Raw genomic sequence first — 25003 nt, forward strand, 5'->3', positions numbered from 1 at the left:
GTTGCTACCTCGCTTTCTTTGTGGTAACAGTTTTCTTCTGTGTGGTCTTTTTCTGCTGCTTCTGCACTTTCTCGTAACGATCCCTGACAGATGACTCCACCTTGTCGTAGTGAGTATAAAGCTCGGTTCCTTTCTGGGTTGTCACCACACGATTCTGCTCATCGTAGAGCTTATAATCCTTGGTTGAATCAAGGAAGGTAAGCATTGTCTTTCCACCATGAATCTCCATGATGTTTTCCTTACGGAGCCATACATATCTTGCCTCTTCTCCCCATGTGCCGGGAACTCTGGTCTTAACAGCATGGTCATTCTCTTCGATAATCAGCTTCTTACTGATAGTCACATCTGATAAGTTCGCATTCTTTGATGCTGCAACTGCCCTCACTCTCTCAGCAAGGTCCTGATAGCCTCTGACACGATTGATAAATGCATCCTTGTCCATCATGACTGTATGGGTGCCATCCTCATTTTTCTTTCCAAGCACACCGATTGTCTCTAGCTGTTTGATAACACTTTCAGCCTGCTCACCATTGATACTGAAATTCTCCTTGACCTGATCCACACTGATAGCTTTCTTTTCCATTGCAAACATTCCGACCTTTTCGATCAGTCCGTCAATAGCGGTATTAACCCTATCCCCTTCTATCGTGTGGCTTTTCTCGTTTCCCTGCTGTTTCTTCAAAAAATCCATCAGCTTGCCAAGGGATTTTTCATCTCCATTCTTCAGATAATCGTCAAATGTGGCAATCTTACCAAACTTGAGCTTCTGTATCATCATATTCACACGGGGAACTGCCTCTGTATGAAAGATTACCTCACTCAGTCCATCTTTCCTGTTACAGTCTGGAAGTACCGAATACAGGATTCCATACTTCTTTGCCATCTTTTCAACCTTTTTCATATCTTCGGTATTAAACTGCAACACCTGTAAATCGCCACCTTTTAAGATCAGCTTTCTCATGGATGTCTTGCCAAGTGACTTTTCATAATCAAGCATCCCTTTTAAGAAATCTATTGCCTTCTGCATGGCAGCAATGCCGCCGCTTCCTACCTTCATGGCAATCTCAATGCCATCATAAGCTACACGGATGATCTGCACCGCTTCCTGAATCTCTTCTGCCATTATCGCACCTCCACTTTCTCTCTGACTGTTGTTTTAAGCGTTTCTGTCTCTGTAGTACGGATTTCCTCGGCTGATACATCAATACCATAAGCAGTCAAAATATCTGCCAGATGATTGATTGCTTTCTCCTCCTCGATACGATACATTTCAAGTGCCACAAGCAGGTTTTCCACCTGTTCCACCCATGCAGGCTTCATATCATATTTAGACCTGTATGTGACCATAATCTCGTCCGACTCAGCCTTATCCGCTGAATGTGCCAAAGCTTCAATAAGAGAAATCGTGTCTTCCTTGCTGCCACTTCTGAATGCGAACTGGACAACAAAGTTTTTCTCTTCCTCTGTAAACTGATGCTCCACACCATTCATTTCTGTTACTGCTTCATTTACTACTGCTAAATTCATAAGTTCCTCCTAATCTGCCATGCTGTTTTCAAGCACAGCAATCTCAATGATCTCCTTCATCTTTTCCGCTGAAATGTTGTTGTTTATAAGCTCTACAAGCTGTGACTCAGTAAGTCCCTTTTCTATTGCACTCTTAATCTGCACAAGCTGCGCCGGAACAAGGTCTCCCGATGCAACCAGCTTTACAATGTCTGCTCTTGACTTTTTCTTAAATGACAGTCTTGCAAAAAGACTTGCCACTCCGCTGTTGCTGCTCTTTCTCACACTTCGCTCAATCGGAAGTCTCTGCACCACATTTCCAGTACCATCAACTACCGGAATCTGATAATAGACCGGAATTCCATTTGCCACAGCCTGCATATTCTGAGGAACTGCAACTGTATCAACCATCTTTTTATCTGCCTGTGATACGGACTGGCTTTCCTGCGGCTCTGCCTTACTTTCTGCCTCTTTCTTATTCTCTGTGGCAACACTTATGATCTTATCTTCCAATGACTCTATTCTGTCTCCCATACGCTTCATCTCCTTATCCTTTTTCTCAATATCATCCCTGAGTCTTGCAATCGTACTGCTTGCCTTATTCAGTTCATTCTGCTGACTGTTGATAAGAGCGTCCTTATCCTGGTTCTCCTTGACTAGACGCTCCCTGACTTCCTCGTCATCTTTGGAAGTTTCTATTTCAGAAAGCTTCTTATTCAGGGCATCATACCTTTCATTCTGATGATTGATCTTTGCAACCACTTCATCCATCTGAGCTACAAGACTTTTCACATACTCTAAATCCTGTGGCATCTGCTCTTTGGCTTTATTAAGCTTATCTAATACCACATCAAACATCCTGCGCATGTTTACTGCTGTATCATCTTTTTGGACTACCTCTCTGATTGCATCAATCGGCACACCTTTTTCATAGTAATCCAATGCTGTCTGCATCTTAGGTGCTGCCATCCTGCTATCTTTCAGCAGCGTTAACAACTCTTCTGATACACCCTTATGCAGACATTTTGATAACACCTTCATCTGCTCAATGTCATAACTTTTGTTAAGATACAGACCGATTTCATCATCAGTCAGTCCATATTCATAATCGCTTTTGACAAGAGCAATAACCTCACTGTCCATATGCTTATTACGAAGAATCTGTATCTTTCTCTCAATCGCCATTTCACTTAATGGCTCTCTTTTTTCTTCCATATATGCCTCCTAACCACTAAAAAAACAGCCTAACGTACCGGCTGTTCTTTTCTGTCTCTTATTGTTTCTTTGTCATACTGCTTCTCTTCTGCCGAAGCTGATACCGTAAGTTCCTTCCATATTGATCTTCCAAGATTAAGTTCCTTTGATACCGCCCGTTCTGCCTTACAGTCCTGTGCATACTTGCTCTCATATTTTTTTCTAAGACTCTCGACCTCTTCCACACTGTATCCCTGTGCCAGAAGCTCAGTGTTAAGCCTTTCCCATGCATTGTGCTCATCTTCAAAGAAGGTATCCCCACTCTGATAACACGATTCCGCATCATCAAGCCCCCGGATCTGTTCAGCCTTGTCAAAAATATCTTTGAATCTTTCCTTAGCCTTATAGGTCTTACTCTTTTCCTTTGATGCTTCTTTTTTCTTATCCGTCAGATTATCAAGTACCGATACAAGTTCTTCCGCACTCTCAATCTTATGCCTTACCAGAAATAGATACTGCTCCTGCAGCTTATGCATCTTTCGGATATCATCCTTATACTTCCATACCTGACTGTATGGCTTCTTTTTCAGCTTTCCAATCCGGTAAAGCTTTGCATAATATCTTTTCTGCAAGCCTGACATCTTCGCCCTGCGGTATCTTTTGACATAGCACTTTACTATCGCTGCCTGTTTTTCCTCATTCTGTGACTGGTAAAAAGATAAATCTTCCTTAGCAATACGCTCCACAATAGCTTCCTGTGAATAATTCTCGCCAAGAGTCTTACATCTTCTGAATCTTGTCATCCCCTGTGGTCTGACTGCCAGATACTTTCCCTGCTTGACCTCATATCCTTTTTCCGACAGCAGTTCCAGAAATCCTCTGAAATCATTTGCCTGTAAAATGCAGGCATCCAAATCTCTTTTTATCATATCTGCCCACACAAAGCTGCCTTCACGATATTCGCTCCAATCCTTATAATTCTCGTGCTGTTTCTCTTTGCTGCCATCCTCCACATCTATAATGGAAAGACCATACTCCTGACACAGCTTATTGGTAATCGGCTGGATATACTTTGCCCAGTCACCTTTCTCGTAGCGATACTTTTTCCCATCCACAAAGCTTACACTGTTAAATACAATGTGTGAATGAACATGGTCTGTATTATCATGAACCACAAATACCGCTTCATAGGCATCGCCAAGATATTCTGCTACAAACTTCTGTGTTATCTCAAAAGCCCTGTCCGGTTCCACCTCATCCTCTTTGAAGGAAAGAATGATGTGATACCCCTGTCGCTTGTCTGTTTTTCCAAACTGCTTCTTTGTATCCATCATCTGTTCAAAAGCCATATCTGCCTGACAGTTAACAGCTCCCACAAGTCTTCCTCTCTGAGTTTTCTCAGGATTCATCACATAATCCAGTGCCCGTTTCAAATGCCTTGCATGAAAAGAATTCCCGCTGTCCTTCATGTGAAGTATCTTACTGATTGCCAATCTTTACCACCGCCTCGCTGACAGACTGATTCAGCTTTTTCATATATGTCACAAGCTGTTCCTTATCTTTCTTGGAATACAGCTGTGCATTGCTGTTAAATACAATCTGATTGATGTTAATGCCGATTCGGTTTATCTCATTGATAAGCTCTTTAAGAAGTTTCCTTACTTCCGGATAATCATTTGGTTTCTGACTGATTAGAAGCCTGATATATTCGGCTTCATTCATTCCATTTGCCTTTGCCTTATCAGAAAGTACCTTCGCTTCCTGTGGCATAAGTCTTAGTGTTTTCCTTATACAATGAACTTTATCCGCCATAGAATCACCTTCCTCTCTTACCCGTACTGTATTCTCTTACTCCTTCTGCTACTGTTACAGCAACTTTTTCCAGTTCTTTATTACCCAGCTGGGCAATAACCCTGTCTGCAAGCTCTGTGGCAACTTCTATAAGTTCCTTACCATAACAGGTTTTATCAAACAATCTGTCCAGTCTCTTTTCATCTGCTTTCAGACTTTCATACTTGCTCTGATACTCGTTATAGTCGTTAAAATCCTTTGGATCACTCCTGTGTGCTTCCGCATCAAGTATCAGTTCATAGTTCCATTCACAGACAATATCTATAACATCATCTATCGGGTATGGTTCAATTTCACCATTCTCCTCAGCTACATCCTGCCTGTACATCTTCCCATCTGAATCTATGCCAATGGCATAATCATGTCCTTCCATATAGTTAAGCAGAATTGCAGCATCTTCTATCGAAGGGTTTAGTAAGATATCAAATGTGTCTGCCCAGGCAATAAGTTCCTCTGGTTCTGCGATTATTGTAAGTTCTTTATCCATTGCTTTCCTGCACCTCCCTTATCCGTGTTTTGTATATCTCTTCCACCCACACGCCTGTCTGAATCTCTTAGGTTTACGGCTAGATACGCATTAGAGACATCTCTGTCCTAATGCCATCTAGTTAGGGAGAAAATCTCCCTAAAACCCTCTGTTTATGAAAGTGGGGGCGCTTTTTGCCCCCACTTTGCTACTTTGGGGGCGCTTTCTGCCCCCATTTTGTTATTTTGGGGGCGCTTTCTGCCCCCACTTTTATTTTTACTTCAGTCCGGATTTTGTCGTGTCCAAATTGTGGGGGCACTTTTTGCCCCCACTTTGACATTTTGGGGGCGCTTTCTGCCCCCACTTTGCTGTTTTGGGGGCGCTTTCTGCCCCCACACATCAAAATCCGGTTTCTCATGCCCTGACTGGTTCATCTGCTCGCTTATTCATCCTGTTCAGATTAAGCTTTGCCGCTACAAGCCACTCGTTGTAATCCTTATATCCGGCTGGAGGCGGGCAGTCTTCTACCTCATATCCAAGCTCATAATACTTTCTCATAAGTTCAGCTGCCGCCTTCCGTCCCGGCTCATCTCCATCAAGGCAGAACCGGATGGAAGTAATCTGCGGATGTTCCCGAAGAAATGTCTCAAGCGGGGCATCTGCAAGCATTCCAAGTGCCAGCTTATTTGATTCATAATCCGTGAAGATATCAACATAACTCATAAGGTCGATTGCTGCCTCAAATACTACAAGCTCTGTACTGTTAACATTTACTACATTAAATCCATAGTTTTTATCATTGCCTGTGACATCACACTTGAATGGCTTGCCCTGCTTATCAAACACGCCCCTCATACTTGCAAATCTTGTCACTCCATTTTTATCATTTCCCTTGAAAACAACATTGTGGTAATGCCTGCTCTCATAAATCAGTCCGTCTTTTAAAAAAAGATCTATGACTGCTCTGCTGATTCCTCTCTCCTGATTCAGATATGAAATAAGATAGGAATTATCTCCTGCCGGTTCCGGTAGGACAAACGGCTTTCTCTCCTCTGCCTGCTTCTGTGATACCTGATGAACAAGTGGTTGCTTTACAGGATTCTCGATTCTTCTGTATCCTGCAAAGTCCAGAAGCCAGAACACAGCCTCTTTTACACTCATTCCACAAAATACCCGTAAGAAATCTATCTGTGAGCCGCCATTGTTGCCTTTGTCAAACTGCCTTGACCATCTGTACCAATGGCTTCTGTTATAGATACGGATGGAATCCATCTCCTTTAAAGTGTGGTATTTGCCAATCCTCTTTACTGTATACCCAAGGCTTTCTGCAACTGCACACAGGTCAACACTCTTTGCTATGACAAGCTCTTCATCCGTAAATCTTCCATCCATGCTTTCACCTTGCCTTTCCCTGCTCTGCTACAAGCGGTGACTTGATATCAAGTGTCCGGTAATCTGTGCTCAAGGTAATCTTAGGATTATCAATCATGCCTTTTTCCCTGAAACTGAAAAATTCACGATTGTCTCCACCGACTATGATATGATCAATGAGCGGTATTCCCATCAGTTCACACAGCTTGTTCATGCGGTCTGTCATCATCGTGTCTGCCTTGCTTGGGAATACATTTCCGGATGGATGACAATGGATTAACATCATGCTTGCAGCATTGCTTAAGATACTTGATTTAAACAGCTCTCTCGGATGTGCCATTGCCTCATTTAAAGAACCAACACTTGCAAAATGCACATTGATAGGTTTTAAATCTGACCTTAGATTGACCACACACACTACTTCCCTGTCAAACTGGCACATACAGTCTCCCATGACAGCAGCTATATCCGCCGGATTATTAAAGGTGTGCTCCGAATAAATCGGAGCATCCTTTACAAGTCTTACCGAAACCACATCAAGCTTGAAGTCATTCTTCTTTGGCATCAGACACCGCCTCCTCTCCAAACTCGACACGGATAACAAAGTCACCTTTCTGGCTGTTTATGAGAGCAATGAGTTCTTCCATTGTAAGTTCCTGCTCCATAGCTGCCTCCTATCTGGACTTTTCCTTCGCGTCATATACAAGGGGAGGTTCTGCAACGATACCATCAAGTCTCTTGTTTGGTGTATCAGTTGCAAGGGTGAGTTTTCTTAAATCCTTATCATAGTGATATACCTGATTGGAAAGTCTCTCATCCAAAGACACCTCCTGCATATTTACCTCGACTACCATCTGTGCTAGCATCTCAGGGCTTCCCATATCTGAAGATACTGCAATAACCTCATGCACGCTCGAAGGGAGAATATAAAGGTCACTCTCTAAACTCTCTGCCAGCTCATGAAGCTCATTCTCATAAAGCATGGATGCTGCGCCATTGATACCCTTTTCATTGGAAATCACCCACATCGTCTGCTCCGGTGGAATCTCAGCTATCATCATCTCTGCGATCTCCTGTGGCATCCCATCCCTTGCGAACATTTCTTTCATAATGTCATTCATGCTACGAACGACAGGTGGGAAGAGTCTTCTTGTGTTTTCCGCTGCACACTTAAAGAGCTGTTCCTCGCTCATTCCAAGTCTTTTCGCAAATTCATTTGTAATTTTTGAACTCTGCACCGCATCCTTATCTGCACTGATTATTACCTTATACACAATAGAAAGATCCTGGAACTCTCTGTGCGGCACCTGTTCCAAAAATGTTTTATTCTGCTCTGTATTGATGAGCTGGAATACAATCTTCTCGTTAGCATCCCTCATAATGCTGTCCACATCAACAACCGGAGTCTGCTCATATGCCCTTTCCATGAAGTCACATGCAGCCATAAGTGTTTCCTCAAGATCGCCACAGTCCTGATACTTCTTATACATGTCATTGATATAAATCGTGGGTGAAATGTTCCTGCCTTCTTCTCTTAAGATGATGCCATCAAGAGTCACATTTACCTTTTCCACTGGCTCTGCCACAAGCTCCATTCCTTTGAATTTCTCAGGCATATAATCCATAAACTTTTCTTTTACTACTTCCTTAAAAATCTCGTAATTCATCATATTACGGTTCCTCCTTAATCTAAATTGTCATATAAAATCCCTTCATCATCAGGATTTTTGTGTTCTCTGTAACTGTTGTCTTCTTCGATTCCCATATCAAAAGTGGTATGAGATTTTCTTTTCTTTCTGTAATAATTCTTGAGAAACATACACTTTCTACAGTCCTCACAGAATAATTCTTCCGGCGGAATGCCTAGTGCCTTTGCAATCCTGTTCAACGTTCCCGTCCTTGGAACTCTTGAACCATTTTCGTATTGGGCAATTCTTACATCACCTCTATTTTCAAAACCACTTTTCTCGCCCAGTTCCCTGAGTGTCATTTTTTGTCGTTTTCTGTAATACCTGATTCTTTCTCCTACCACTGTTTGTCCTCCAAATCAAAAAAAAGCGGGGAACATAAGTCACTGGCTTACATTCCCTGCAAGGTTTATTGTTACTGTTTATTCTTTTTCTTTCTTCCACGAAGTCCTACTCCAACACCTGTAATAAGTGCAAGTGCACCAATTCCAAGATAAAGAAGCGGATTTGCATTGTCGCCTGTCTGTGGAAGCTTAGGCTCTGTCGGTACATTGACAAGCTTAAGAGTTGTTACAACAACATCCGGTGCATTGTCATCATATCGAAGAGTTACATCATGAGCTGTTTCATCAAGGATATATCCGTCAGCTGCTTTAGTCTCAACAACTGTATAATGGATATCTTCTTTGAATGATCCATCCTCGTTGTAAGTACAGATAGGAAGCTCCTTGCTCTCTGCATGACCATTCTTGTCAGTAGTGAGTGTATCAAGCACCTTTCCGTCCTTATCCCTTACTTCAAATACAACACCCTCAATCGGCTTTCCGGTTACTTTGTCAGTTTTCTCAATGACAATCTTACCTACTGCCTGCTCATCCTTCATGGATACCTTCTGAATCTCGGCAGTCTCCTTTACCTCAAAGGTCACATCCTTCGCCACCTTGTATCCATAAGGAGCTGATTCTTCACGAAGTGTGTACTTTCCAACAGGAAGTCTTTCGATCATATAAGTCTTTCCAGCCTCAGATGTCCAGCTTTCTACAAGCTTTCCATCAGCATCAATTACTGAAAGCTTTGCTCCAGGCAACTCTTTCTCTCCTGTGATATCAGTCTTTGAAATTTCTACCTTAATAGGTGCATTTTCAAATGCTGCCTCAAACTCGATAACCTTTACCTTATCTCCCTGATATGAAGCATCCACATCAAAAATCTTATCAGACTTCACATAGCCCTTTGGGGCCTCAATCTCTTTGACATAATACTGTCCAAGCGGAAGGTCAGAGGTAAATGCAGCCTTTCCATCCTTGCCTGTTACTGTTCTCTCAATCTGTGTATCAGCTTTTACGATTACCTTGCCATCTTTGTTCACAATGTCTTCTTTCGCAAATAAACCGAATACTGCTCCCTCAAGTGCTTCCTTAGTCTCTGAATCAGTCTTGGTTACAGTAATCTGCACTTTCTGACGCTCATTTGTCACATCCATTCCTGCAAACACAACCTTTGTATTCTGGTCGATATAGGAAAGGTCTGCTTCAATCGGTGTATCATCTAATACAAATCCATCAATGGTCTTTGTCTCAACAAGATAATATCTGCCAAGTGGAAGGTCATCAATTCTTGCGATACCCTTATCATTTGTCACGATGGTTGCCACCTTGTCTCCTGCCTTATGATATACAGTGTCAAGTCCGTCAGCACTTACGATATCCTCTTTTGCATATACATCAAAAGTTACTCCTGCAAGGCTGTCCTTGAAGAAATTGAAGATAAAGTCGTACCAGTACCCCTTCATAAGAGTGGTATCTGTTACAAATTCGCCGTCCTTATTGATAACGATGGAACCTGTAGGAACTTCATCCTTCATCTCTACATGCTGCACTTTGCCTGTGTCCTCAACTGTAAACTGGATATCTGCTGCCTTGAGATATCCGTAAGGAGCAAATTCCTCACGAAGAGTGTAAATCTCTCCAACTACAAGTCTCTTGATTACATGTGCTTCCTTAGCATCAGATGTCCATGTGTCTACCACATTTCCATCCTTATCAAGTACAGTAAGTGTTGCACCTGTAAGCTCTGCACCGCTTGTGATATCTGTCTTTGTAAACTCAAAGGTTGTAGGAGTGTTCTTATACTCGCTGTTATATACAGCAGTCTTAACATCCTGTCCCTGATATTTTGTATCAAAGTTTACTGCTTCCTCATTTGTCACATATCCGGCAGGCTTTACAAGCTCCCTTGCAACATATTTTGCAAATGGATAATTCTTAACAAAAGCAATCTTTCCATTCTCATCAGATGTTGCCTTCTCAAGAAGTGTGCCTTTCTCGATAATAACTCTGCCATCAGCATTCTTGATATCCTCATCTGCATAAAGACCAAATACTGCACCTGCAATCGGTGTGTTATCTTCTGCATCAAGCTTAGTCACTGACATATCAAGCTTCTGTCTGTCATCTGAGAAAGTAAGGCTTTCCTTGATAACAGGTGTCTTATCATCCACATATGTGAATGTCACTTTCTGCTCATTCGGATTTAATACATATCCGTATGGAGCTTCCACTTCCACAACTCTGTACTGTCCAAGAGGAAGATTCTTTGCTGTTGCCTTTCCATCCTTGCCAGTTGTAAGAGTTGTCACAAGGTCTCCCTTGCTGTAATACTTAATGCGGTTTCCGTCTGCATCCTTCTGGTTGTCTGCTGTGTAAATATCTTCCGCAGCATAAACTTTGAATTTTGCTCCGGCAAGTGAGCCTTCCTTATAAACAAACTCTTTCTCATATGAGCTTGCAAGAAGTCCACCCTTGAATCCGTCAAGTACCTCTCCCTTCTTTTCTACAGTCAGCTCTCCGACTGCAGGGGCATCGGAATATTCCACGGTGATGATTGCATCATTTGTATCACCATCTGTCTCAAATGCTGTATCAGTATCAACCGAGATGTTGACATACTTATCATTTACAACATATCCAAATGGTGCAGACACTTCCTCAATGCGGTAGTTACCGATTTTAAGTGCCTCCGGTAAGATTAAATCTCCGTCCTCATCAGTAAAGAATGAAGTATGCTCTACCTTTGACGGATAAGTTGTGTACTGCTTTACATATTCGTTCTTATCAATATTGAAGATTTTAAACTCTGCATTTGGCACAAGTACTGTCTGCTTTGTATCGGAATCCTTCTTGATTACACGAAGCTTTGCAGTAAACTCCCTGTCAAGGAATACTCTCCATGTCTGAGGTTTGTCAGGATGGTTCTCGCTGATTTTTACCTCAAATGGCTTGATCGTCTTCATGTTATGCGGAGTCTTTGACTCAACTACCACATAAGTTCCATAAGGAATTGCAATGGAAACTGCATGCCCCTTGTCATCGGATGTGATTGTTGTTGCTCCGTTTTCCCCGATTACAACCGGAGATGCCTTGTCAAAGTCATAACTTCCATCTGCCTTTACAGGTAAAGATGATTTCAAATAAGCTGTAAACTCTGCACCTGCAAGCAGTCCTGCTTCAGTATCATCGCCATTGTCAGATACCTTGATAAGCTGGAATGGCTGCTTGATTACCTGCTCTGCTGAAGTTGTACTTCTTGATACCTCTGCTACAAGGTCTCCCTCATAATCACATACCACATCATGTTCCTCTTCGTCTAAGAGATACCCCTCTGATGGAGTGATTTCCTTTACATAATAATTTCCAAGGTAAAGGTTATTGACCTCTGCCTCTCCATTCTTATCTGTTGTAAGTGTTGCTACAAGGTCACCTGCTTTGAATACGACTCCTGTTGCTCCGTCCGGATGCACGATATCGTTTCTTGCATAAAGACCATAAACTGCACCTTCAAGGCTTGCATCTCCCTGGGCAACTGCCTTGCCTGATTCCTTGTCTACCTTGTAGATATGAATCTTTGCTGTCGTTCTGTCATTCACAAATGTATGACTGAATGATGCCTTTGCCTGTGTTTCAGGTAATACATTGAAATTGAAGCTGTAAACATCTTTACTGTTTCTGATATACGCATATGGTGCCTGTGTCTCTGATACATAATATCCGTTAGAGATTGGCAGATCCGCGCTGTAGCTTGCCTTTCCGTCCTCACCTGTAGTTACTGTCTCAAGAGCTGTACCCTTTGTCACAATAACCTGTCCGGCATAGTTTTTGATGTCATTTCCGGCATAAAGTGTGTACTTGCCGCCTTCAAGAGGGTTCTCTGTGTCAGAGTCCTTCTTTACGACAGATACATCCGCTTTCTGTCTTGTATTCTCAATCGTAGTTGATTCATACTGGACTGTCACAGTCTGGTGCTTATACTCAACTGCTACTGTCTGAGGTGTGGTATTGATTGTATATCCGTCAATGCTCTTAATCTCAGTAATCACATAAGTTCCAAGATGAAGGTCAGATAATACCACCTGTCCGTCAGTTCCTGTTGTTAGGCTTTCTGCTACAACATCGCCAGCACTATACACCTTTGTACCATCTGCCTTGTAGATATCTGCCCCGGCAGTTACCTTGAATGCTGCTCCGGAAAGCTTCTTTTTCTCATAGGTGAAATTGCTTCCATTCCATGAGCTAAGCACCTCACCCTCTTTATAGATTGTGATTGCTCCAAGCTGCTCTTTATCTGTTGCAGAGATTCCCGTTGTCTGTCCTGCTTTTACAGTAAGTGTATGAACCTTACCGGAAAGGACATATCCCTTTGGTGCGGTAATTTCTTTTACATAATAAGTGCCTGCAACAAGTGCAGCTGACTTTGCATATCCGTTTCCATCTGTTGTCATGGTCTGTACTCTGTTTGTGCATCCGCTGTCAGAATAGATTCCATAAACTGCACCGGAAAGCTTCACTCCGCTTGACTCATCTGTCTTTGTAAGCTCACCATATCCGATGTTCTCTGTCTTGACCTTGATATAGGCTTTGACAGGATCTGCTGTCGGTCTTTCAGAAATAAACTCCTGATATCCGCTTTTTCCTGTAAGCCAGAATACACAGCTTGATGTTGTCTCAACCTTGCCTGCATTGGATGTGAATGTTCCTGTTGTAGCTGTAGTATTCACACTCGTTGAAGATATGGTAATACTGTTGCCATTCTTATCAACAGAATATCCGCTGATGCCAAAATCAAAATCCGATAAAACACCATTGCTGTCATATAATGTTGTTTCAAATCTCTGACTTCCCTCATTCCACTTCAGCTCATAAGTTGGTGCCTCACTGGTTCTGCGTGATGCAAAACTTGGAAGTGTTGCATTGTAGGAGCTGCTGATATTGTCCCTGAGTCTCTCATAATAACTGTATGAAGAATCAGGACTTGGTGCTGTGTTGCAGAGCTTTCTCGCTGCCGAATCACCACTTCCAGTTCCAAAAATATCTGCTACAATTACCCATACCATTGCCTGAGTTGCGATATACTCATCACACTGGCTGTTGCTTGGTGCCGCCTTTTGTGTACTGTTAAACCCATAATAAAGGCAGTAACTTAAAAGCTTTCTCTGCTGTGCTGACATTGATGTGCTTGCATCATCGTAGCTGTTCATAAGCTGACCGCCATCTGCTCTTAATCCGAAATTCATACAATATGCCGAATTTCCGTCAAGAATTGAATACAGAATCTTGCCATGATTAAATCCGGGCTTTAGCTCACTTACTTCTCCGGAATTTTTGACTGATGCATTCCAGAACGCAATATTTGCCTGCGGACTGGCTGCAAATGCTGTTGTACCATTCGTAAAGAGTGTTCCAACCAGTGTGAGCATAGCCATAAATCCTGCCATAAAACGCTTTAGTTTCTGTTTCATGTGCTCTTTCCTCCTTAATTTACGCATAAAAAAAGAAAGACATAAGTTTATGGCTTACATCTTTCTTCCTTCTGCTTCTATTCGTTTTTATTTATCTGTGACATCGAAACTCGTAATAGTCTGTGCCGCCTGTCGTGTAAACTCCATCATAACTGATGTAGAATACCGGATCTGTTTCCAAAAGTAACATACTTGCAATATATTCTGCGATTGCATCCTCAGATGATAACCGCTGTCCATCAATGGTACTTGCTTTGTTAAGGTCTGTCTCTACAAACACACTATAATAAGAGCCTTCCATACCATCGTAAGGATAATACTCATTGTACTCTTCCTGCGTGATACTGCCATCATTCAAATGGTTCTGTAAATTCTGCTGTGTGGTAATCATTCCTCCTGCCTGACACTTTGCTGTTGCAAGTGACACAACATTCTGTGGACTGTATGCCACGGATGCAGGCTGTGGGTTGCTCACATTGTCTTTCGGACTGTCTGTAGTCTGACCACCATTACCTGCATTACTCTGATTTCCGCCAGCTTCCTCATTATCATTTACAGGAGCTTTCTGTTCCGGCTCGTCATTCTGCTTTGGCTTTTCTTCCTGCTTTGAAGCAGTTTTATTATCTGCGGATCGGTTATCTTCTTTATCAGTCTTCTCTTCTGAATCTTTAGCCTCGGCAATATCTTTCTCTGTCTCATCACTTCCAGCTTCGGTTGTGACCTCTGTGACAGCTTCCGTTGCCATTGCTACTTCTTCAGTTGGCTTTACGCTTTCCGTCTGTTTCTCTGTCTGATTATCAGCCTTTTCCTTACCACCATTACAGGCAGCCATTGAAAAGACCAGTACTGCGGATAATAAGATAATACTTATCTTCTTCATAGTAATCACCCATCCCTTCTCCGCAAGAGGGACGGGCTTTGTGTTCCGTGCCATCCACCCTTGCAGTGAACTATTTATCTGTAATGCACGGGACACATAGGACTGTCCCGTATTCTGTGCATCTTAAACTCCTTTCATTATACCAGCTCTCTTATTTTAAAGAAATACTGCATAAGTCTTCTGTTTTTCTTATAATTTAAGAATAAACCCTTTACCTGCATTCGCTCACCTCCTCTCAGAATGTGCCCATTCTTACGAATGAAAGAAATACCCTTGCCACCATTGCGAATAGAAGAAGAATTATTCTGGCAAGTCCTAAGACCAGCTTCAAAGCTCCAAGAATTATCCTTAATATCCACTTGAGTATCTCTAAAATCACTGTTCCTACGGCTCCCATAACTCTTCTCATAATAATCAGTCTCCTTTCGACATCCATCCCATTGCAAGACCTGCAACATCTGCATCGTCCATAACATCTTCTGTAAGTTCTTGTGCTTCACTATTGGCTGCCTGCATAATTACCGGCTGACCAACATTCATCCCGGATATCACTCCGCCTAACAGCTTTATTACCTCTTTTCTAGCCTCATTGGTTGCTGCTTCAATGACTTCTTCCTTAATGTCATCAATATCTTCTGACCGGATATATTCAGCCCTCTCTTTTTCCTTCTTCTTGATAACAAAGGTTTCTTTTCCATAATTATCAATGTAAAACTGAATCGCATCTATGATGAACTGATTCTTAGATTTGAAAATCTTTGGATCAAGGTTCTGAATCACATCATTGATTTTCACATGCTGAGGATTGCTCATGTTGAGGCGGACAGAAGTTTTTACTTCATATTCAAGTCTTCTTCCCATCATCTGCCTCCTTATGATAATCGCTTAGTGCTTTTAAGTCCCATCGTGGCAAGCTGTTCATATCCTCTTGCATTTGCCTTTACATCAAGGTTATAGGAAATGTTCTTTGCATCGTGACTGCCAAAATTCTTCATCACAACTGCCCCGCCACCGACAAATACAATCGGTGTAGTCTTTAAGTTATACCCAAACTCACGGATTGAGTTATATACCTTATCAACAAAATCCTCTATCTCTGCCTTGATAATGGCAAAGTATTCATCATCAATATCTGACCTGCCATATCGCATGATGTTCTGTATCTCTGACTCGTCTACCTCTCCGTTAAGCTGTCTTACACACTGCTCATTGATAGAACGCATACAGGTAATAAGACCTTTTGGAATCGTCACACACTTTGATTCATCCGGTGACTTGTTGATTACCGGCATAATGTCGATTGTCCAGCTTCCAATATCTACTATCAGTGTTTTCTTTGCCATAGCAGGAATCTTGTCCACTACTGCTGCATAGCACTGAGGAAATACTGCCACATCATCAATTTCAATATGATATGACTCATTCTCATATTTGAAGCTTACACGCTTATTCTTTGTCAGGTACTTGATAAAATCATTCTTCTCTGCTCCAAATCTTGTAAGTGGAAGTCCTACAGCAAGAAATACCTTTGCCTCTGCAAGACCTCTTCTTTTAAGTTCCTTGGCAACTGCTGCAAGAGTGAGAAGATAAAAGCTGTCATCTTCGACCTTTGTATCCTTTACTTCCTGCCTCACAGCTCCAACCTTATAGAACTTTCCTTCATACTCAAGTACATCGCCGAAAAGTGCCGGAGTTGTTGTAATCTCCTTAACACCTGTGACAAATACCTGAGAGATTGTTTTCATCATTGACCATCCATGATCAATGCCGATTACTTCTAACTTGTTATTCATGTGTTTTGCACATCCTTTCTTCTTAAACAGCCACTTGAACATCTTAACCACCTACTTTCCTATCAGCTTTCGCATACAAGGAAAACAATAACCATTCCCTCGATAATATGGACATCCGACACATTCCGTCGGAAGTTTCTGTTCCTTTTTCTTAGATGGTTTACAACATGTTCCATTGGCACATCTGTTGTTATGTCCCCAGAAGAATCTACAATGCATACAATCTTTTAATTCTCTTTCAAGCTTTTCTTCTGGAGATACAAACCTGCGTTTCTTATGCTTATCTCTTTTTTCAACTGTTCCCACCAGAGCTCTCCTCCCTTCCAAGGAGTGATTGCTCTCTTATCTGTTCCATTGTCCTGTCCGACTCTCCTGCCGTCCTAGCTAACGAATACAATACGATAAGAACAATAATTATTAATGCTATGCTAAATCCCATCACCACTTTATCCTCCTTCAAATTAGTTGCCATATAGACAGAATTTGAATTTGGAAGTGATATAGTCTACATGGCTATGCTTAACGCTAAGCATGTAGGTACACGCCAGTCTTCTAGACTCCTATATCGCCCCGTGTACAAAGAGGTGTTCTCACCTCCGGGAGTTACAGACGAGCCACAAAATGTGTTTCACGACGCCCTTCTGAATTATCAGAAGCACTATCTCCTCTTTTAGCCTTTTGAGGATAAGGACGAACTTCTCGCCCTCTGTGGTTAATTATCCTTACGCAACATGCCTATTCCTTTTACCAGATTTCCATCCAGCTTCTCGCCCTTCATCTTTCAATCCATCAGACTACTAATATGATAGCTGTGACTTTCATCCTCCAGGTACATGCCCCGTAATTTTACTACCTACAGATACTCTGCAGTGCAAACTACTTTGCAAATCTGTAACTGATTATTCAATTGTTATGTCCAATCTCTCTTGGACAATTGATATTCTACAATGCACTTTAATTTTACGGAAGTGACACCACTGGTGTATTTTTACGAATTTTCACCAGTTTTTGGTGTATTTGTCATTTCCTTTAATTTGTTCCATGTATGCTTAGGCAGTTCTCTTGCCGGCTCTCTGAATCGTTCAAGATATTTTTCAAATAATTCCGTATTGATTAATGCTGAATTACCGACTTTATAGACTGCTCCTGCCTCTCTCGCAATTACTATGATTCTAGATTTACTTATCCCATAAATAATCGCTCCTTCCTCTGCATTTACAAATTTTTTCATAAAATCCTTTGTATCTGAATAGCACTTATATGAGTAACTCATTCATCAGTCTCCTTTCACATTTGGCAATGGATGTTTCATTTCTGTTGGCGGTTCTCTGAATTGCTCCATATAATCATCAAAAATTTCCAAATTTATTAATATAGTATTTCCCTTAGCTGTTCCAATCTTATATACAGCACCCGCTGCTCTAGCCATTTCAATAAATCTATGATGCCCTATGCTATATGTCATTGAAGCTTCCCCAATTCTTACAAACTTCTTTTCTACGATTTTGTTTGAACTAGGCACTCTTGCAAAATGTTTCATAAATTTCATCAACCTTTCCTTATGTACTAATATAATCTTTGCAAGCTGATATCTTGCTCCAGCAGCTAATGCTATATCCATTGCCTCATCTCGTGTTACATCTAATAAAGCCATTACTTCATCAATACGAATAAATCTTGGTTTTACAATTTCTTTTCTATAGGCACTAACTGAACCACTCAATGTATTTACCATAACATCACCTACTTATAAAACTCAGAATCTGTAATATGAAAAGTTTCAAGATACTTATCCAATATTTCTGTATTAACAAGTACAAGCTGACCAATCTTATAACAAGCCTTGGCATCCTTAGCCACTTCTTGAAATTTTGTCATTCCCATACTGTACATCTTTGCACCATCTGAATATCTTACAAACTTTTTTGCATCCTCATATCTATCTTTTTTCTTTGATTCATCCATTGCTGTGCTCCTTTCACTTTGACTTCATAACAAATGACGTATTTTCTCCATAACGCAAAAAAGAGGACATCTTCTAAATTTCTTTAGAAAATGTCCTCTTAGTAGTTCATATTCGATTGAGTCTTATTCTTTTCAGATTGTGTACTCTTTCATACTGATGTAAATGACTATGCCAAAATACGTCTTTTAATGCGTCCTTTGACGTACTCAAATGCCTCAATCCCGCATAAACACTAGGTTTATTTATCCAAGCTCTTCATTGTCGGGAAGAGCAGCACGTCTCTGATTGCCTCCGCGCCTGTCAGAAGCATACACATACGGTCAATGCCGAATCCAATACCACCGGTCGGCGGCATACCGATCTCCAATGCGTTCATGAAGTCTTCATCTGTTGTATTGGCTTCATCATCGCCCTGGGCAAGCAGTTCTTCCTGGGCTTTAAAACGTTCTCTCTGGTCGATCGGGTCATTCAGCTCAGAGTAAGCATTTGCCATTTCCCATCCATTCATGAAGAACTCGAAACGCTCTACATATTCCGGATTCTCTGGCTTTTTCTTCGTCAGCGGCGAGATCTCAACCGGGTGGTCCATAACGAACGTCGGCTGAAGCAGATGCTCCTCTACAAACTCCTCAAAGAAGAGATTCAGGATATCACCTTTTTTATGTCTCTCTTCAAACTCAATATTATGCTCTTTTGCAAGTTCTCTTGCCTGCTCCAGAGTCTCAACTTCATTCCAGTCAACGCCTGCGTACTTCTTCACTGCGTCAACCATTGTGATACGCTCGAACGGCTTACCGAGATCCATCGGGATTCCCTTGTATACGATCTGTGTCGTTCCGAGCACTTCCTGTGCGACAAAACGATACAGGTTCTCTGTCAGATCCATCATGCCGTGGTAATCTGTAAATGCCTGGTAAAGCTCCATCAGAGTGAACTCCGGGTTATGTCTTGTATCAAGACCCTCATTACGGAATACACGTCCGATCTCATATACCTTCTCGAGTCCTCCGACGATCAGTCTCTTCAGGTACAGCTCCAGGGAAATACGAAGCTTCAGATCTTCGTTCAAGGCATTGAAATGTGTCTCGAACGGTCTTGCTGCTGCTCCACCTGCGTTCTGTACAAGCATTGGAGTCTCAACTTCCATGAATCCTTCTCCGCTTAAGTACTTGCGGATCGCACTGAGAATCTTGGAACGCTTGATAAAGGTATCTTTAGACTCTGTGTTCATGATCAGGTCTACATATCTCTGACGGTAACGGGTATCTACATCTGTCAGACCGTGGAACTTCTCCGGGAGGATCTGTAAGCTCTTGGAGAGGAGTGTCACTTTCTCTGCATGGATAGAAATCTCACCTGTTCTTGTTCTGAAAGCAAATCCTTCCACTCCGAAGATATCACCGATATCCGATTTTTTAAAATCAGCGTAAGACTCTGTTCCGATCGCATCTCTTGCAACGTATACCTGGATGTTTCCCTGTAAATCCTGAATGTTGCAGAAAGATGCCTTGCCCATGACTCTCTTAAACATCATACGTCCTGCAATTGCCACATGGATCGGGCTTGCGTCCATGATATTTCTTCTCTCTTCGTAATCCTTTTTAAGAGCTTCTTTCGCCTGCTCCTCATCCATTCCCTCTACGTTCGGCTCCTGGCGGTCTTTTAACAGCTCAGTCTCATGTGCCTCGTAAAGACCTTTCACCTCAAGCGAATGATGTGTCTGATCGAACTTTGTAATCTGGAACGGGTCTCTTCCGTTCTGCTGCAGCTCTGCGAGTTTCTCGCGGCGAACCTTCAGTAAGTGGTTAATATCCTGTTCCTGTGTCTGCTGTGCCAATCTCTTCACTCCCTTTTCTTTGTATTTTATTAGATATTTCTCTGGATAGAAAGTACTTTGTACTGCATAATTCCGGCCGGTGTTTCTACATCGACAATATCATCCTTGTGCGCGCCGATCAGAGCTTTTCCTACCGGAGACTCATTGGAAATTTTTCCTTCCAGGCTGTTTGCCTCGGTGGAACCAACGATCTGGAACTCGATTTCTTCGTCATACTCCAGATCCAGTACGTCTACTTTACATCCGATATTGATCTTATCGGAATCTACTTCGTCCTCAACAACAACCTCTGCGTTTTTCAGGATTTTTTCGATCTCTTCAATTCTTGCCTCGATGTCACGCTGCTCATCTTTTGCTGCATCGTACTCGGCGTTCTCGGAAAGGTCTCCCTGCTCTCTTGCTTCTTTGATTTTACCGGCAATTTCTCTACGTTTGTTTACTTTGAGGTCATGAAGCTCGTCCTCCAGTTTTTTCAGGCCGGCATAGGTAAGAATCGTTTTTTTCTGTTCCATTTTATACACCCTTTCTATCGTTTCTGTATCCAGTCATATCTGATTTTATTCTGTAAACTCTCCGGAAATGCGCTGTATTTTCAGTATTCCCGGTTGAAATAAGGATAGACTCCGCCTATCCTAACAATTAAAGTAGTATAAAGGATTGCCCACGGAATGTCAAGAAAAAAAGAAACGCAGGAAAGATTTTCTTTTTCACAAATCCTTCCTGCATCTTTCTCTTATTTTTCCTTTATTTTTCGGATGAGCTTCCTGTCAGTGCTTTCTTTTTCCAATTTCCTTTTTTATAGAAAATCAGCGTCAGAAGCGCACCCATGCACCAGCTTACCAGCATGGAAATCCAGAGTACCTGATATCGTCCGTTTGGCAGCTCCGGCGTCCTGGTCAGAAAGGCCAGACCGTATGCCAGCGGCACACGGATTACAACAGTAACAACCATCGAAATCCACATCGGGGTCATCGTATCGCCTGCTCCACGCATGACGCCGGAAAGCGACTGTGTTATTGCCATGGCAATATAGCCGACCGCAAGGATCTTCATCATATTGGCACTTAATGTTACGAGCTCTGTGGTATTCGTAAAGATTCCCATCAGATGATGGCCGAAAATAACAATTAAAAGGGTAATGGTCGTTGAGGTTCCGACTGCAATCAGTGTTCCCTGTTTTGCGCCCTGCTCTACGCGGTCCATACGGCGTGCACCGACATTCTGACCGGCATACGTTGTCATCGCGGTACCAAACGAAAAGTTCGGCATCATTGCAAAGCCATCGACACGCATGATGATAACATTCGCGGCGATAACCATTTCACCGAAGCTGTTGGTCAGCGACTGTACGATAACCATCGCCATGGAGAAGATCACCTGGGTAATACCGGACGGCAGACCAAGGCGGATAATTTCCATCGAATACTGTTTTTTCATTTTCAGGTATTTGGGTCTGAAATCAAAAATGTCGGTCATACGCATCAGACGCCACATGCAGAGTACTGCAGAAATTGCCTGCGCAATCACGGTCGCGTATGCAACTCCGGCAACGCCCATGTGGAACTGGGAAACGAATACAATATCCAATACAATGTTGATGACCGTTGCCACCAGCAGATAAATCAGCGCCGAAATCGAATCGCCGAGTCCGCGAAGGATACCACATAGAATGTTATAGTACGCACTGCCGGCACAGCCCACCATCAGGATCACCAGATACGATGTACACCAGTCGATGATGGAATCCGGTGTTTTCAGCATTTCCAGCAGCGGCCTTGAGAGGACGGCTCCCAGAATCATAATAATGATGGAAGAAATTGCTGTCAGCGTGACGCAGTTTCCGATCGTCATCGAAAGCTCTTTTCTTTGTTTTGCCCCAAAATACTGCGACACCATGACGCCGGCGCCGACGGAAATTCCGACGAACAGAACCAGAAGCAGGTTTAAGATCGGGCTGGCGCTTCCAACTGCCGCAAGCGCATTGTCCCCGACATATTTTCCGATCACAATACTGTCAACCGTATTGTAGAGCTGCTGGGCAATGTTGCCGATCAGCATAGGGATTGTAAAAGCTACAATCTTTTCCCACGGCTTTCCCACCGTCATGTCGGACGGTGCGAAAAGTTCCTTCATAGTCATACACTACACTCCCTCTTTAGTGTTTTTTGTCCCAATACCTCTGTTTATCAGTATAGCACAGAAAAAGCACCCATGATATATCAATATTGGCATATCATAGGTACTTTTTTGACTTATTTTTTATCCTCGTTCCCACTCATTCAGCATCTGTTCCAGCGCCTGCAGGCTCTCCACCTGATTGATCGCCGCGCGCAGCTTTGCCGAGTGCGGAAAGCCTGCCGTATACCATGCAACATGCTTGCGCATCTCGCGGATGCCGATCGCGCCGCCTTTGTATTCCACCTGCATCCGTGCATGGCGGAGCATCATTTCTTTTACCTCATGCTGGGTCGGCCTTGCAAGCGTTTCGCCTGTTTCCATATAATGAAGAATCTGTTTAAAAATCCACGGATTTCCTTCCGCGCCGCGTCCGATCATGATTCCGTCACAGCCGGTCTGCTCCACCAGTGCCTCGGCACTCGCCGCATCCACCACGTCGCCGTTTCCGATAACCGGAATCGAAACTGCCTCTTTTACCCGGCGGATAATATCCCAGTCTGCTTTTCCGGAATAAAACTGCGCTCTCGTTCTTCCATGAACCGCAATTGCGGCCACTCCGCAGTCCTCGAGGATCTTCGCAATTTCCACAGCATTCGCCGATTCTTCGTTAAAGCCCTTTCGAATCTTTACGGTTACAGGCTTTTTCACTGCCCTTACCATGCTTGTCACGATTTTCCTCACCAGATGCGGATCCTTCATAAGGGCCGAGCCTTCGCCGTTATTGACAACCTTTGGCACCGGACAGCCCATGTTAAAATCCAGAATATCAAACGGTCTTTCTTCGATCTGAGCGGCAATCTGCCCCAAAATCTCCGGATCACTGCCGAAAAGCTGCAGGGACACCGGATGCTCACCCGGATCGATCGTCATCAGATCCTCGGTATTTTTATTCTTATATAAAATTGCCTTCGCGCTCACCATTTCCATACAGATCAGGCCCGCGCCCTGCTCCTTGCACAGAACACGAAACGGCAGATCCGTCACCCCCGCCATCGGTGCAAGCACGAGTGGGTTTGGCATCTCCACGTTTCCGATTTTCAGTGGCGGCATCTTTTGCAGTGTACGTTTCTTATTTTCCATTCGGCTTCTCTCCGTCCTCTTCCATCAGCGCCTCCTCCGGCACCTCCTCACCGAGGAAGAAGACACGATAATACAGCTCCAGGGATTCCAGCAGCTCCTTTTTTTCTTCCTGATACTGCTTAATCCGAAGCGCGCCGCCGATCTCGTCGTACATCGCATCTGCGTCTACGGCCTCTGTCTCAAACTGCAGACTTCCGTCGCTGTCAAACCACATGGTAAAAATACCGCCGATTTCTACCGTAAACATAACACACATAACATGAAGCTCATCCTGCACAGACTGTGGCAGCGATGCAAAATCCTGGTTAAAATAATATTTCTGTTCGTATGCACTTGCTCCGCAAAGCACTACTTTTTCATTATCTGAATACATAATTTTTCCTTTCTCTTCCTTTTCCGTTCTCTCTATACGTAGCTGTATAAGCCTCGCACCGAAACCTCGCCGGAATGCACCTCAGCGATCGTTCCGTCCTCTTTTTGCACGCGCAGCTCACCGGTCGGCGTGATGCCAAGTGCAACGCCCTCGAACGGTTCCTTCGGATCGAGTACACGCACCGGCTGATCTTTGTTTGCAAGCACAGCCTCATATGCTTCCTTCAGCCCGGAGAGATCCCCTGCTTCCAGGAATTTTTCATAGTCCTCCTCAAATGCCTCCAGCACTGCTGCGACCACTTTCGCCCGGTTGACGGAATGACCCATTTCTATCGCCAGTGAGGTCGCAATCTCCGCGATTTCTTCCGGGAATTCCATCTGATTGACATTGATTCCGGTTCCGATGACAACATAATTGATATAATCAATCTGTGCGCTCATCTCTGTCAGGATACCACAGAGCTTTTTCCCATTCAGCACTGCGTCGTTCGGCCATTTGATTTTCGTATCGACACCGAGCGCTCTTTGCACACCCTGCACTACGGCAAGTCCCATTACAATCGTCAGCATCGGTGCTTTGGCCGGCTCAAGATCCGGGTACAGCAGAATCGACATCGAAACAGAGGTTCCCTCCGGCGATTTCCAGACTCTGCCACGGCGGCCTTTTCCGGCAGTCTGCGTCTCGGCTGTTGTCAGGGTGCCGTTCGGCGCACCCTCTTCCGCCAGCCGCTTCGCCCACGTGTTTGTCGAATCCACCTCTCGGCTGTAATAAACCGTCTGTCCGACATATTTCGTATGCGTGCGGCTTTCCAGCTCATCCTTCGTTACAAGATCCGGCTCATTTAACAGACGGTATCCCTTATTCTGAACGGCTTCAATTTCGTATCCTTCTTCTTTCAACTGATTCATCATTTTCCATACTGCGGTGCGGGAAATCCCAAAATGTTCACACAGCTCCTGTCCGGAAACATTTTTTCCGGATTCCCGCAGAAGACGCAGCGTCTCGGCTCTCTTATTTTCCAGCATA

The 25003-nt window shown here is 43.2% G+C and carries 24 protein-coding genes; all 24 read right to left on the reverse strand.

Annotation, left to right across the window (positions count from 1 at the left end; all coding sequences use genetic code 11):
- Positions 1–4 precede the first annotated feature (4 nt).
- Entirely contained in the window at positions 5–1123 is a 1119-nt protein-coding gene (locus DW743_RS08130) for a PcfB family protein (RefSeq protein WP_055262783.1), read from the reverse strand.
- Complete coding sequence (locus DW743_RS08135; protein WP_006858865.1) at positions 1123–1527, reverse strand: hypothetical protein; 405 nt, start codon at positions 1525–1527, stop codon at positions 1123–1125. Before DW743_RS08135 ends, DW743_RS08130 begins: the two co-directional genes overlap by 1 nt.
- 9 nt (positions 1528–1536) lie before the next feature.
- Entirely contained in the window at positions 1537–2721 is a 1185-nt protein-coding gene (locus DW743_RS08140) for a hypothetical protein (RefSeq protein ID WP_117690976.1), read from the reverse strand.
- A gap of 29 nt (positions 2722–2750) precedes the next feature.
- Entirely contained in the window at positions 2751–4169 is a 1419-nt protein-coding gene (locus tag DW743_RS08145; RefSeq protein ID WP_117761394.1) for a relaxase/mobilization nuclease domain-containing protein, read from the reverse strand.
- 10 nt (positions 4170–4179) lie between these two features.
- Positions 4180–4512, reverse strand: a complete 333-nt coding sequence (locus tag DW743_RS08150) for a plasmid mobilization protein (RefSeq protein WP_117477940.1) — start codon at positions 4510–4512, stop codon at positions 4180–4182.
- 4 nt (positions 4513–4516) lie between these two features.
- The gene (locus DW743_RS08155) at positions 4517–5038 is read right to left on the reverse strand and encodes a multidrug transporter (RefSeq protein ID WP_117477939.1); all 522 of its coding nucleotides are present in this window, start codon (positions 5036–5038) and stop codon (positions 4517–4519) included.
- A gap of 393 nt (positions 5039–5431) precedes the next feature.
- Positions 5432–6409 carry a DUF3991 and TOPRIM domain-containing protein gene (locus DW743_RS08165; protein ID WP_117606304.1) on the reverse strand — a complete coding sequence of 326 codons (978 nt, stop codon included), beginning with the start codon at positions 6407–6409 and terminating at the stop codon, positions 5432–5434.
- Positions 6410–6413: 4 nt separating this feature from the next.
- Positions 6414–6953 (reverse strand): JAB domain-containing protein, encoded by a 540-nt coding sequence (locus DW743_RS08170; RefSeq protein WP_004611525.1) that lies wholly within the window; start codon positions 6951–6953, stop codon positions 6414–6416.
- Between the two features lie 109 nt (positions 6954–7062).
- Positions 7063–8058, reverse strand: a complete 996-nt coding sequence (locus DW743_RS08175) for a DUF5688 family protein (RefSeq protein WP_117568820.1) — start codon at positions 8056–8058, stop codon at positions 7063–7065.
- 14 nt (positions 8059–8072) lie between these two features.
- A complete protein-coding gene (locus tag DW743_RS08180) occupies positions 8073–8420 on the reverse strand; it encodes a helix-turn-helix domain-containing protein (RefSeq protein ID WP_055196088.1) in 348 nt (115 codons plus the stop codon).
- A gap of 71 nt (positions 8421–8491) precedes the next feature.
- Positions 8492–13870, reverse strand: coding sequence for a SpaA isopeptide-forming pilin-related protein (locus DW743_RS08185; protein ID WP_172622379.1), 5379 nt, complete (start codon positions 13868–13870; stop codon positions 8492–8494).
- A 91-nt stretch (positions 13871–13961) separates the two neighbouring features.
- Positions 13962–14804 carry a hypothetical protein gene (locus DW743_RS08190; RefSeq protein ID WP_077327774.1) on the reverse strand — a complete coding sequence of 281 codons (843 nt, stop codon included), beginning with the start codon at positions 14802–14804 and terminating at the stop codon, positions 13962–13964.
- Between the two features lie 181 nt (positions 14805–14985).
- The gene (locus DW743_RS08195) at positions 14986–15159 is read right to left on the reverse strand and encodes a hypothetical protein (RefSeq protein ID WP_172622380.1); all 174 of its coding nucleotides are present in this window, start codon (positions 15157–15159) and stop codon (positions 14986–14988) included.
- Positions 15160–15164: 5 nt separating this feature from the next.
- The gene (locus tag DW743_RS08200; RefSeq protein WP_226801078.1) at positions 15165–15611 is read right to left on the reverse strand and encodes an ATP-binding protein; all 447 of its coding nucleotides are present in this window, start codon (positions 15609–15611) and stop codon (positions 15165–15167) included.
- 11 nt (positions 15612–15622) lie between these two features.
- Complete coding sequence (locus tag DW743_RS08205; RefSeq protein WP_077327778.1) at positions 15623–16543, reverse strand: ParM/StbA family protein; 921 nt, start codon at positions 16541–16543, stop codon at positions 15623–15625.
- A gap of 988 nt (positions 16544–17531) precedes the next feature.
- Complete coding sequence (locus DW743_RS08220) at positions 17532–17816, reverse strand: DUF6462 family protein (RefSeq protein ID WP_005340582.1); 285 nt, start codon at positions 17814–17816, stop codon at positions 17532–17534.
- A 3-nt stretch (positions 17817–17819) separates the two neighbouring features.
- On the reverse strand, positions 17820–18278 hold the full coding sequence (locus DW743_RS08225) for a DUF6462 family protein (RefSeq protein ID WP_008395356.1): 459 nt from the start codon (positions 18276–18278) through the stop codon (positions 17820–17822).
- Positions 18279–18286: 8 nt separating this feature from the next.
- Entirely contained in the window at positions 18287–18508 is a 222-nt protein-coding gene (locus DW743_RS08230) for a DUF6462 family protein (RefSeq protein ID WP_008395358.1), read from the reverse strand.
- Between the two features lie 239 nt (positions 18509–18747).
- Complete coding sequence (lysS, locus tag DW743_RS08235) at positions 18748–20346, reverse strand: lysine--tRNA ligase (protein ID WP_117761266.1); 1599 nt, start codon at positions 20344–20346, stop codon at positions 18748–18750.
- A gap of 29 nt (positions 20347–20375) precedes the next feature.
- Positions 20376–20858 (reverse strand): transcription elongation factor GreA, encoded by a 483-nt coding sequence (gene greA / locus DW743_RS08240; protein WP_022461080.1) that lies wholly within the window; start codon positions 20856–20858, stop codon positions 20376–20378.
- A gap of 232 nt (positions 20859–21090) precedes the next feature.
- Positions 21091–22485, reverse strand: a complete 1395-nt coding sequence (locus tag DW743_RS08245) for an MATE family efflux transporter (protein ID WP_117761268.1) — start codon at positions 22483–22485, stop codon at positions 21091–21093.
- A 120-nt stretch (positions 22486–22605) separates the two neighbouring features.
- Positions 22606–23604, reverse strand: coding sequence for a tRNA dihydrouridine synthase DusB (dusB, locus tag DW743_RS08250; protein ID WP_243004569.1), 999 nt, complete (start codon positions 23602–23604; stop codon positions 22606–22608).
- A complete protein-coding gene (locus tag DW743_RS08255; RefSeq protein WP_117510128.1) occupies positions 23594–23977 on the reverse strand; it encodes a DUF6145 family protein in 384 nt (127 codons plus the stop codon). Before DW743_RS08255 ends, dusB begins: the two co-directional genes overlap by 11 nt.
- A gap of 32 nt (positions 23978–24009) precedes the next feature.
- The gene (locus DW743_RS08260) at positions 24010–25002 is read right to left on the reverse strand and encodes a biotin--[acetyl-CoA-carboxylase] ligase (protein WP_117761270.1); all 993 of its coding nucleotides are present in this window, start codon (positions 25000–25002) and stop codon (positions 24010–24012) included.
- Position 25003: the final 1 nt, after the last annotated feature.

Source organism: Blautia sp. AM28-27 (genome assembly GCF_003480905.1).
GTDB lineage: Bacteria > Bacillota > Clostridia > Lachnospirales > Lachnospiraceae > Fusicatenibacter > Fusicatenibacter saccharivorans.

Excerpts from the sequence above, each read along its gene's own strand:
- DW743_RS08130 (WP_055262783.1), bottom strand. The coding sequence starts at position 1,123 with ATGGCAGAAGAGATTCAGGAAGCGGTGCAGATCATCCGTGTAGCTTAT.
- DW743_RS08135 (WP_006858865.1), bottom strand. The coding sequence starts at position 1,527 with ATGAATTTAGCAGTAGTAAATGAAGCAGTAACAGAAATGAATGGTGTG.
- DW743_RS08140 (WP_117690976.1), bottom strand. The coding sequence starts at position 2,721 with ATGGAAGAAAAAAGAGAGCCATTAAGTGAAATGGCGATTGAGAGAAAG.
- DW743_RS08145 (WP_117761394.1), bottom strand. The coding sequence starts at position 4,169 with ATGAAGGACAGCGGGAATTCTTTTCATGCAAGGCATTTGAAACGGGCA.
- DW743_RS08150 (WP_117477940.1), bottom strand. The coding sequence starts at position 4,512 with ATGGCGGATAAAGTTCATTGTATAAGGAAAACACTAAGACTTATGCCA.
- DW743_RS08155 (WP_117477939.1), bottom strand. The coding sequence starts at position 5,038 with ATGGATAAAGAACTTACAATAATCGCAGAACCAGAGGAACTTATTGCC.
- DW743_RS08165 (WP_117606304.1), bottom strand. The coding sequence starts at position 6,409 with ATGGATGGAAGATTTACGGATGAAGAGCTTGTCATAGCAAAGAGTGTT.
- DW743_RS08170 (WP_004611525.1), bottom strand. The coding sequence starts at position 6,953 with ATGCCAAAGAAGAATGACTTCAAGCTTGATGTGGTTTCGGTAAGACTT.
- DW743_RS08175 (WP_117568820.1), bottom strand. The coding sequence starts at position 8,058 with ATGATGAATTACGAGATTTTTAAGGAAGTAGTAAAAGAAAAGTTTATG.
- DW743_RS08185 (WP_172622379.1), bottom strand. The coding sequence starts at position 13,870 with ATGAAACAGAAACTAAAGCGTTTTATGGCAGGATTTATGGCTATGCTC.
- DW743_RS08190 (WP_077327774.1), bottom strand. The coding sequence starts at position 14,804 with ATGGCACGGAACACAAAGCCCGTCCCTCTTGCGGAGAAGGGATGGGTG.
- DW743_RS08195 (WP_172622380.1), bottom strand. The coding sequence starts at position 15,159 with ATGAGAAGAGTTATGGGAGCCGTAGGAACAGTGATTTTAGAGATACTC.
- DW743_RS08200 (WP_226801078.1), bottom strand. The coding sequence starts at position 15,611 with ATGGGAAGAAGACTTGAATATGAAGTAAAAACTTCTGTCCGCCTCAAC.
- DW743_RS08205 (WP_077327778.1), bottom strand. The coding sequence starts at position 16,543 with ATGAATAACAAGTTAGAAGTAATCGGCATTGATCATGGATGGTCAATG.
- DW743_RS08220 (WP_005340582.1), bottom strand. The coding sequence starts at position 17,816 with ATGAGTTACTCATATAAGTGCTATTCAGATACAAAGGATTTTATGAAA.
- DW743_RS08225 (WP_008395356.1), bottom strand. The coding sequence starts at position 18,278 with ATGGTAAATACATTGAGTGGTTCAGTTAGTGCCTATAGAAAAGAAATT.
- DW743_RS08230 (WP_008395358.1), bottom strand. The coding sequence starts at position 18,508 with ATGGATGAATCAAAGAAAAAAGATAGATATGAGGATGCAAAAAAGTTT.
- greA (WP_022461080.1), bottom strand. The coding sequence starts at position 20,858 with ATGGAACAGAAAAAAACGATTCTTACCTATGCCGGCCTGAAAAAACTG.
- DW743_RS08245 (WP_117761268.1), bottom strand. The coding sequence starts at position 22,485 with ATGACTATGAAGGAACTTTTCGCACCGTCCGACATGACGGTGGGAAAG.
- dusB (WP_243004569.1), bottom strand. The coding sequence starts at position 23,604 with ATGGAAAATAAGAAACGTACACTGCAAAAGATGCCGCCACTGAAAATC.
- DW743_RS08255 (WP_117510128.1), bottom strand. The coding sequence starts at position 23,977 with ATGTATTCAGATAATGAAAAAGTAGTGCTTTGCGGAGCAAGTGCATAC.
- DW743_RS08260 (WP_117761270.1), bottom strand. The coding sequence starts at position 25,002 with ATGCTGGAAAATAAGAGAGCCGAGACGCTGCGTCTTCTGCGGGAATCC.